Annotated in this window: 10 protein-coding genes; 7 read left to right on the top strand and 3 right to left on the bottom strand. The window is 33.7% G+C overall.

From position 1 onward, the window contains the following. Positions 1-1,228 precede the first annotated feature (1,228 nt). The 6 genes from QSG86_RS00160 (at position 1,229) to QSG86_RS00135 (ending at position 5,484) form a co-directional block, all read left to right on the top strand. Positions 1,229-1,600 carry a hypothetical protein gene (locus tag QSG86_RS00160; RefSeq protein WP_317032921.1) on the top strand — a complete coding sequence of 124 codons (372 nt, stop codon included), beginning with the start codon at positions 1,229-1,231 and terminating at the stop codon, positions 1,598-1,600. Between the two features lie 927 nt (positions 1,601-2,527). Further along, positions 2,528-2,983, top strand: a complete 456-nt coding sequence (locus QSG86_RS00155) for a hypothetical protein (RefSeq protein WP_317032919.1) — start codon at positions 2,528-2,530, stop codon at positions 2,981-2,983. A gap of 147 nt (positions 2,984-3,130) precedes the next feature. Then, positions 3,131-3,994, top strand: a complete 864-nt coding sequence (locus tag QSG86_RS00150) for a hypothetical protein (RefSeq protein ID WP_317032923.1) — start codon at positions 3,131-3,133, stop codon at positions 3,992-3,994. 90 nt (positions 3,995-4,084) lie between these two features. Further along, positions 4,085-4,405, top strand: a complete 321-nt coding sequence (locus QSG86_RS00145; RefSeq protein WP_004896915.1) for a type II toxin-antitoxin system RelE/ParE family toxin — start codon at positions 4,085-4,087, stop codon at positions 4,403-4,405. Beyond that, positions 4,398-4,670: a NadS family protein gene (gene nadS, locus QSG86_RS00140; RefSeq protein WP_004896911.1), complete on the top strand. Its 273-nt coding sequence runs from the start codon at positions 4,398-4,400 to the stop codon at positions 4,668-4,670. Before QSG86_RS00145 ends, nadS begins: the two co-directional genes overlap by 8 nt. A 616-nt stretch (positions 4,671-5,286) precedes the next feature. Next, positions 5,287-5,484, top strand: a complete 198-nt coding sequence (locus QSG86_RS00135; RefSeq protein ID WP_148334249.1) for a hypothetical protein — start codon at positions 5,287-5,289, stop codon at positions 5,482-5,484. A gap of 2 nt (positions 5,485-5,486) precedes the next feature. Here QSG86_RS00135 and QSG86_RS00130 read toward each other — a convergent pair whose 3' ends face one another. Beyond that, positions 5,487-6,917: a PLP-dependent aminotransferase family protein gene (locus tag QSG86_RS00130; protein WP_317032922.1), complete on the bottom strand. Its 1,431-nt coding sequence runs from the start codon at positions 6,915-6,917 to the stop codon at positions 5,487-5,489. A 93-nt stretch (positions 6,918-7,010) separates the two neighbouring features. Between QSG86_RS00130 and QSG86_RS00125 the strand changes: the two genes are divergently transcribed. Then, complete coding sequence (locus QSG86_RS00125) at positions 7,011-7,400, top strand: hypothetical protein (RefSeq protein ID WP_148334247.1); 390 nt, start codon at positions 7,011-7,013, stop codon at positions 7,398-7,400. A gap of 195 nt (positions 7,401-7,595) precedes the next feature. Here the strand turns inward: QSG86_RS00125 and QSG86_RS00120 are convergent, their stop codons facing one another. Together QSG86_RS00120 and repM are read right to left on the bottom strand one after the other, a co-directional pair. Beyond that, positions 7,596-8,117 carry a plasmid replication DNA-binding protein gene (locus QSG86_RS00120; RefSeq protein ID WP_272341748.1) on the bottom strand — a complete coding sequence of 174 codons (522 nt, stop codon included), beginning with the start codon at positions 8,115-8,117 and terminating at the stop codon, positions 7,596-7,598. A gap of 78 nt (positions 8,118-8,195) precedes the next feature. Continuing rightward, a complete protein-coding gene (gene repM / locus QSG86_RS00115) occupies positions 8,196-9,125 on the bottom strand; it encodes a replication initiation protein RepM (RefSeq protein ID WP_272341747.1) in 930 nt (309 codons plus the stop codon).

The following is a 9,125-nucleotide window of genomic DNA, read 5'->3' as shown; positions in this document are numbered from 1 at the left end:
GTCATTCTATTTAGCAACAATTTTATTATGTTGCTATAACAACATAATAAATATTTGTTGTCAAATACCGAGGAAACGTTGCTATATAACCGAGGAAACGTTGCTATATAACCGAGGAAACGTTGCTATATAACCGAGGAAACGTTGCTATATGAAGCTTGAAAGCATTGTGAATAAAAGGATTCAGTCGATTTAAAAGCATTTAAAAACTTTAAAAATAATTAAAAGCCCAGGGAAGGAAAAATTGCCCTTGGTTTTCGCTACGCTCAAACTCTATTGAACTTCGCTTTCGCTCAGTTCGTCGGGGCAATTTTTTGGTTAATACTTACGTGACTTTAAGAAAAAGCAAAAGCAACTCGGAATTCGCTTCGCTCATAAAACTTTTTTACTCGCTACGCTCGGTCCAGAAGCAAATTTCTACATGAAACTTACGCTTTCTTAGGCTAAAGAGGGCAAAAAAACTGTTTTTCAGGGAGGTCAGGAGACAAATTTTATAAGTAAGTTCGCTCGTAGACACTCGCTCTACAAAGCTATCTAGAGTCAAAATACCTCTTTATTTCGCTCTCATTTGCGTTTTTTGAGCTGTTTTCTGTTTTTCACTATGATGTCTATATTTTTTATTTAAAAGCTCTTAAATCACATCTGAACGCTTTCTGTGAAGCTTTTCATAATTAAAGTTTTAGGTTGGAATTTTTAATCTGGATGAATGGACAAAAAATTGATCTTTTTACGTTTTTCTAAACCAGGAAATAAATACTTTTTTCCATGTAAAACCAAGCACCAGCCCTACGTCACTTTAGCCAATTTTCTAATCCAGGATCCGGCACATGCCGGGATTTTTTTTTCACACACCACGCATCTAAAGATGACAGCCCTCAAAGCCTTACAGGACAAGGGGTTCAGCGGTTTTTTAGTGTTCCAGAAACGTGTACAGAAAAATGGTCTTTTTTTAGAATAAGTAATTGAATTATCTATTTTTTATGCTGTGCTCATAGTTGTACATCAAAACAACACTTTTTTTAGATAAGATATTGATAAATTTAGGAAAAACTATGTACTCATAATTGTACATAAAAAAAGTATTATATTTAAATAAGTTTTTGTTTTAAAATAAATTAATTCTGTACAAATAGTTTTGTACGTAATTTATCTATTATTTTAATTTAATTGTTTGAATTATATAAATTTAATTTCGTACAAAATCTAATTTTAATAAGAGGTGTAATTTATGGGCGAAAAAGTCAAAACTTATGCAGTCAGGTTAGATCCACAAGTAGCAGAATTCTACGATCAATTGGCTAGTTCAGAAGGAATCAGAACCAGTAAATTATTCAGTAAAATTTTGACCAATGATTTTCAATCTATTGCTGTTAAACAGCAAGCCGATCGTATTGAGGATCTGGTGAATCGATTAGAAAAGCGAATAGATGATTTTGAGGAAGATAATAATTTTTCTGAAAAATACTATGAGGACTTTTCTGGACTCTATTTCATGATGTTATGGACATTAATGAAAAATGGGGCTTCTAAAGAGGAGGTTAGAATGATGCAAGCTAAAGGTTATTCATATGCAGATGATAACTATAAGAGAGTAAAATGATGTCAGATAATATTATTCAGCTTTCAAAGCCTTGTACGCTTTGTGAAAATAGACAAAATGTAAAACTTTTTGCAGGATTGATGCTGTGTGGAAGTTGTCAGGAAAATATCAGGCTTACGAATCCAAGTATGTTCTCGGCCAATGATGAGATTGAACAAAAATAGTCAGGCTACTACAGATTTTTCTTTAAGCGACTGTAATCGTCGCTTTTGATTATTTCCTCTATTTTTTACTCTTATGTTCTTTGTCAAAATATTAGAAATTTAAATTCTAAAATCGATATATCTCACTTTATATGAAAAGTTTTGACCCATTTAAATCAATACATTTTATTGAAATCTTATTCAGCATGCCTTGGAAACCTATACTATCTTTGATTGTATTAACTTATATTGCGGCTATGTATGATCTAATTAGTTCAATTTGGACGGATGAGTCCAATAATTCTTCTCACTTGAATGATGTTTTTTCAACATTACTTAATACTAATAACTTTTTACTATGGGTCTTTTTTATAGCTTATATCAGCTATATTTTACTGAGTTTTATATGTAGTTACAGGATGTACAAGAATAAGCCTATAAGTTCAAAATTTAGTATATTAGTTAAAATTTTTGGATACACGGGTTTTTTTATAGTTGAAATATTTTATTTAATTGGCTTTTTTTGTTTAGCCTTATTATCGTTAGCTCTAATATTTTTTGATTTTCAATCTTTAATTTCTTTTTTTATGTTTAGCTTTATATTTGTAGGTATTGCGATTGGATCTCATTGGATGTACCTCAGTGCAAAAGTGAATAACTTTTAAATTCAGGTTTTTAATAATCCTGAAATTGCATGTTAAGTAGATGATTCGGAACTCTATAAAATGATTTTGCATAATACTAAGTATATCAACTTCAGATTTTTCTAAGGGACTAGCCTACTATGTTAAATATTGTGATTAATGAGGCTGAGCGAGCAGCCTTTTTCGATACTTTAAAAAAATTCATAGTTGAGAAGCTTGGATATTCATTGAAACAAGCAAGTAGTATCGATTTATTTTCTTTTAGAGAAGACTACTTTACGCTTCAGTTTAAGAAAGGCTTAGATGACCTATATTTAAAAATTGGAGACTATAGCTATACAGCACCGGAGCAAAAATCGATTGTTATTTCAAGAATTGGTTTTCGTAAAAGTCATAGTGGATCTGGTACTGAATTATTGAAAGAGCTTTGTAAATTAGGCCAAGAGTTTAAATATGATTGGTTATATATTGAGTGCCCAAACCCAGGTTGTCAGGAATTTATGAAAAAATTAGGTTTCAAGGACACTTCTCCTATTTCTATTCACGAATTAAAAAACTCTATTCAAGAATATGAAAATCATAAGGTGGTTCAATAAATTTTCTGCTGCTGATTGGTTCTAACATTCCTATTTCGCATAAGAGATTTTATGTTAAACCGATGATCAAAAGGCCCATGCATAGGGCCTTTCATATAACGTGTATTATGTTAATTTTAGAAAAAGTTAAATAGAGAATAGAAATAAATGAGCAATTATGAGGGAGTTGAGGATCTAGAAGGATTCATATATTTAAATCCTAATAATATTTGTACTCAATGGAATATTGCTAGAGGAGTTTTTAACTCCGCATCTATTTTTCATACTCATTTAGATCATAGCCATTTATTATCTGTGAGTATGGTCGAAATGCTTGCTAACAATCCACATCGTCTGAATAGTGAAATAGAAATAGAAAATATAAGAAAGAATCATTATCCAAATTGTATATCCAGACTAAATGGTTTATTTGTTTTCGACTCCCCAGAAGATGCTTTAAATGTTATGAATCAAGAAAACTGGGGCGCTTCACAGTTATATGAGGAAGATTTAACTGATGTAGGAGTAGCTGCTAGAAGTTCGAGTAGACATGATTCAAATTGGATAGAATTAATTTTTAATGATCAATTTCAACTAAATGAAAACTGGATCGAATATACACATCAATATTGGCAAGGCCTTTCAGTCTTAAATAAGCAACCTATTTGGGAGAGAATTGTAGACGGAACCATTACAATATGGGGAACAGAGCTTAGAGAAATAGCTATACAAAACATGCAAGCAGTTCCTGACGTTTTCCAGGGTACTCAAGGTCTTTTAAAATATTCAATTAATGCTGCAAGAATGGGATCTTATGATGGAGAATGTGTAGCATTTCTTCTCAGAACTGATCAGCAAATAGGTATTCAATATTGTATGCATATGAAGGATAAAGATAACCCTGTCTTTATTGAAAGAATGGTTCAATATTTTCAAGAGAATCCAACCCATTTTTGTCAAATGGATCCTTCTGAAGAATGGAGAGTTCCAGATCTTCAAAGATATTCAATTTCCTTAACCCATTTAACATAATGGCGATTACGCGAAACGAGAACCTATAGCTCTCGTTTTTTTATTCTAAAACTGCTAAAATTCTTATACGCCATTGACGTACTTAAACCTATGCTATTCATTGAAACTAGTATTTTTACCAAGCAAATCAAAGAGCTTGTAAGTGATGAAGAGTATCGTCAACTCCAGCAAGATCTCTTGGTACAGCCTGATAAAGGTGACTTAATCAAGAATGGCGGTGGCATTCGTAAAGTACGCTGTGCTCAAGGTAATAAAGGTAAAAGTGGCGGTATCCGTGTGATCTATTACTGGGTCACAGAAGATGATCAGATATTTTTCCTGGTGGCTTATCCAAAGTCTATGAAAGATAACCTGACAGACAAAGAGACCTCTATTTTGCGTCAATTAGTGAAGGAGCAATTTCATGGATAACAACTTATTTGATGACCTGGTTGCTTCAATCAAAGAAGCTGGTGCCATCAAACGCAATGAAATGAAAGCGAGCCGGGTAACTGAGCTTGAATTGCCGGATATTAAGGAAGTACGTGAGAAGACAGGCTTAACCCAAGCTGAATTTGCTGCACGTTTGCATATCAGTGCCAGAACCCTGCAAAACTGGGAACAAGGCCGTCGCTATCCGACTGGTCCTGCAGCGACGCTAATTCGTATTCTGGATGCCCATCCAACTCTGATTTAAATATTTAAGATAATAAAAAACCCCGGTATCTTGCCGGGGTTTTTTATTTCTTCTTCGTGTGCTGTTTTACCCTCTGGTCCTTGTGTAATAACTTATAATTATTGTTTTATGTTATGGAACATCCTGTTCCTGATGGGTTCATCATAGGAAATTTGGCGCTTTTCAAATAGCCGCAAAGAGCCGAGATTTATGTGCGCCAGGGCGTACAAAATAGCCTAAATTTTATCCACAGCAATTGGGGATAGTTTCGCAACCTAGAGCCGCATGAAATGGGCACCGATCGCCAAATTGATCGTTTTTTAACCAAATTTCCTGGCAAAATGTTACAGATTCGCTTAAAAACTCACCAACTTATTACAAAAGCGACTTTTTGCTGATTTATTGGTCATGACTAAATTTTTAAGTTATTGATATTTATATTAATATACAAGTGTACTTCGTATAATCACCATTATGTTAAATGGAACCCTCTTTAGTTGAATATTCATACTTTCAATGGAGCAAAACTTGCAGAATCTTGTCTAATTTGTAATCCTTGCAGCCAAGGGTGTCTAGCTGAGCTAAGGCAGGTATTTGTTGTAGTCGGGCCGCTATAATATTGATAAAGAGCGCCTGTATGTTTAATTTCAAGATTTTTAATAAAGTCTCTACGGAAGTGTTGACGATAAAAAATGACCTTCAGCTTAATTCTGAAATTCAACTTATAACAAAATATAAGACCTCTACTTCTGAAGATTATAAAAAAGCAATTATTTTGATCTTTAAAGAACGTGGCTATACCAGGTTAGAAATAGGTCAGCTGTTTAGTAGTTAACTCTAAGACTTTAATTGATGCCTCGCCCAGTCTGCAAGGAGATGTATTGCTTGTCTAATTTCATCTGATAGCGAATGTCCAGCATTGATCCTTATACAATTGTTATAGCGATTGCCTGCACCAAAAACTAATCCCGGCACAATATTAATCTCTTGCTGCTGAGCGAAGCAGTACATTTCCCAACTATCTATTTGTTGTGGAAACTGGAGCCATAAAATATATCCTCCTTGAGGATTGGTTAACCCAAAAGAGATATCTTTAAAAGCTTCTGCGATGAAGTATCGATATTCTTCTACCTGTGCCCATAGTCTCGGGCGTAAATTATTTAAATGTTGTCTATATGCGCGACTATAAATTAAGTCTGCCAATCCAAGTTGTAATGGAGTATTTACATTGATGTTCTGTGTTATCAATTTAGCATGCAGATTTATGAGTCTTGAAGGAGTACAGAACCAACCGATTCGATATGCGGGTGAAACTGTTTTAGAAATAGATCCACAATATATGACGTATCCATCTTCATCCCAGTATTTGATAGGCAAAGGTCGTAGATTATCAAAACAACATTCAGCATAAATATCATCTTCGATAACATAGCATTGATATTTAGCAGCCAATTGTGCAATTTTTTCTTTATCTTTGTTTGTTAAGCAAAACCCTAAAGGATTTTGATAGTTAGCTGTTAATAGGCAGACTTTTGCTCCCGAATGTTGCATTGCTTGTTCTAATCGCTCTAAGTCAAATCCCTCTGTATGCGCAGGAACTTCAACAATTTTCCGCTTAAGCAAGGCCAATAATTGCAATTGACCGTTATAACATGGAGTTGGGACAATAATACTGTCGCCTACTTGAGTTAGCTGTTGAACTATTACTGATAGTGCAGGCATACATCCATTACTAATGTAAATACTCTCTGGAAGGATATAGAAACCATCTTCTGCCCAATGAGCGGATAGAGCTTCGCGTAAAAGAATGTGGCCTTGTCGATCACTATAGAGAAAATCTTCAGCTTTACTATTTTTAACTGCCCGTAGCATTGACTGCTTTAAAAAAGTAACCGGAATTAAGTCAGGAGAAAGTTGAATTGAGCCTAATTGAGCTAGTTTTTTCTTAGTTGCTGCTTCTTGGATCTGAATTTGTAGATCTAAATGAGAAACCTCGTGTATACCTGGAACAAAATCAGAATGGTGAGGTAAAGTTAAATTAGAGAGTGTTTTTAATCCATTAATATTCTGAACAAAGTATCCCGATTTGTTTACCACATAGATAAAGCCTTTGGCCTCTAATAGGTCATAACAAGATTTTGCCGTATTAATACTGACCCTATGTTGTTTAGAAAATTGACGCAAAGACAACATTTTTTGTCCAGATTCTAATTCTTTGCCTTTGATTTTATTAATTAATTGATTTGCTAAGATCTGATATTGAAACATTGTCAATCTGTACCTATTTTTTAAATTTATCTGCATCTGTATCCATTAAAGTAACAGATATATTCTGTTTTCAGGTACAAACGGATATTCATTATGAAAATTATTTTGATGCTCTTAACATTAGGAGGATTAACTGCTTGTGAACTAGAACAAGTTTCTCAACAAGTTCAACAGCAACAAGATATATGTGAGGGAGTTATCACATCCTTTCTTAAAGCACAAAGTTTAGAAAATTATCAGCTTTTAGGTATAAAAGCTTTATCAGATCTCCCTAAAAAATATAGTTATCAGTATCGCTTTGAAGGCGATCTTCATTTTATAAATGTGCCTAAAAGACCAAATTTAAACTTTCAATGTGGTGAGAATTTTGATCAAAAAATTGAAGTTAAATTAGTAGATGGTGAAAAAAAAATATTGATTGGAGAAATGAATATTTTAAAGGCTCAGATAGTGAAAGAAATTATAGCCTATCGAAATTTATGAAAATTTAGTATTCCTAAAATTAACATAATACACCTTATACGAAATGATCTGTAAAATACTTTATAAAACAATGCCTTATATCTGTAAAAAAGCCTAAGCAGTCACTGTTAGGCTTTTTTATCAATTTTTCGTGTTCCACGAACACTTATTGAGCAATGTTCCACGGTTTTTTTCATATCAGTTAAACAATCTTGGTTAATCATAGGGTCTAAAAAACCGACTCCAAAAGCCCCTTTTTTCAGGTTCAGGTTCAACATGCTCAGGAACTGAAATTCGCTTGATTTCAGTAGTCAATCCGTCATCTTTAGGTGGAACGACTATCACCTCCTCCTTTATTTCTACAATGGGACCTGATTGAGGGAGTTCGGGTTCACTAGGCTCTTGGATCTCCGGTTTAGGTGCTTCCAGTAGACGTTGCATTGTCTCAATTTGATTTTGATAAAAAGATTCACGCTCTTTTGCATCATCAAGCTGATTTTGCAGCATGTTTATCTGTTGTCTAAGTAGTAAAACTTCTGTCGATATTGGACTGTCTATTTTTACAGATTCTTTTACATTCTGTTTTTTTGAAGGTTCACCAAAAACACGGATAGCCTCGGCTAAATCAATTTTATTATCCGAATTTTTACTTAAAATTCCTTTCTTTATGTTGTTGTAAATCGTTTGTCTATTGATATTGTAAAGCTTAGAAAGCTCAAGAACTGTAAGGCTTTTCATGTTGTAAATCTATGCCTAAACCTGTCAAAAGTTGTTGTCTATTAGACTGCCTAATAGACAAATGATCAAGCATAAATTTTAGGCAGCTTGATAACCAACTTTTTGAAGATAAGGAAATAATTCTTGGAATTTTTCACTATCCTGAAGCATTTCAGCAATACGTATAGCAAATTGTTGATAGCTTTCTGTACCCTGAGAATACTTCCCCATTTCTGGTAGTTCAGAAAGTTTAGTAGCGAATAGGTGGCGTTGCTTATCTGTCATTCTCGAGAATAGATCAGTTGTATTAGGATCTCTATTAGTTTCTATAGATCGAATAGTTGCTTTCTTTGGCTTAAAGCTAAAAGAAAAACCTGAAATTGAGCGACCTTTTTTATGCTGTTCGTATTTAACAGTTATATCTGAAAATTCGTTGATTTGATCTACTGCAATATCTAAAACACGCCTCTTAAATGCTTCCATTCGAGTGTATTCGTTAACACCTATACCAAGTTGGCTACGAAATTTATTTAATTCATAAACAGGCGTTTTTCCTACAGACTTCCATTGCATTAAGAGTTCATAAAGACGTACTGCATAAACGCTTTTGAAGTCAGCAGTTTTTCTCAAATGATAACTAGTGAAGTACTGTTCAAACCCATCTATTTTAGTGACATGTTCAATTACTACACGAGTTAAGGTAACTAAAATTCTTCCTTCACCTTTCCGATAATTAGCATCTTGAATCCAGCGACTTTTTGTTAAAGTTCCATCTTCATTCGTAATAGTGAATTGTCTTTTAAAAAGAGAATCCTCTGCTTCAATTAACGCTAAATAAGCTGCGTCTGGAGAAACGTTAAATGCTTTAGCATATCTAAGAGCATTTAATTCTAAAGGTTCATCTGTTGATAATCCTTGTCCGGTCTCACGAGCGTCTACAATTGCAAGCTGAAGTAAACGGGTTTCGCTTAAAGTAAGTGTCTGTAAAGCTTGTACAAGTTTATTAGATTTTACGACCAAGTCTGTCAT

This window comes from Acinetobacter sp. SAAs474, assembly GCF_032823475.1.
Lineage (GTDB): Bacteria > Pseudomonadota > Gammaproteobacteria > Pseudomonadales > Moraxellaceae > Acinetobacter.
The sequence above is the reverse complement of the archived record's forward strand: the minus strand, read 5'-3'. Positions and strand labels throughout refer to the sequence as shown.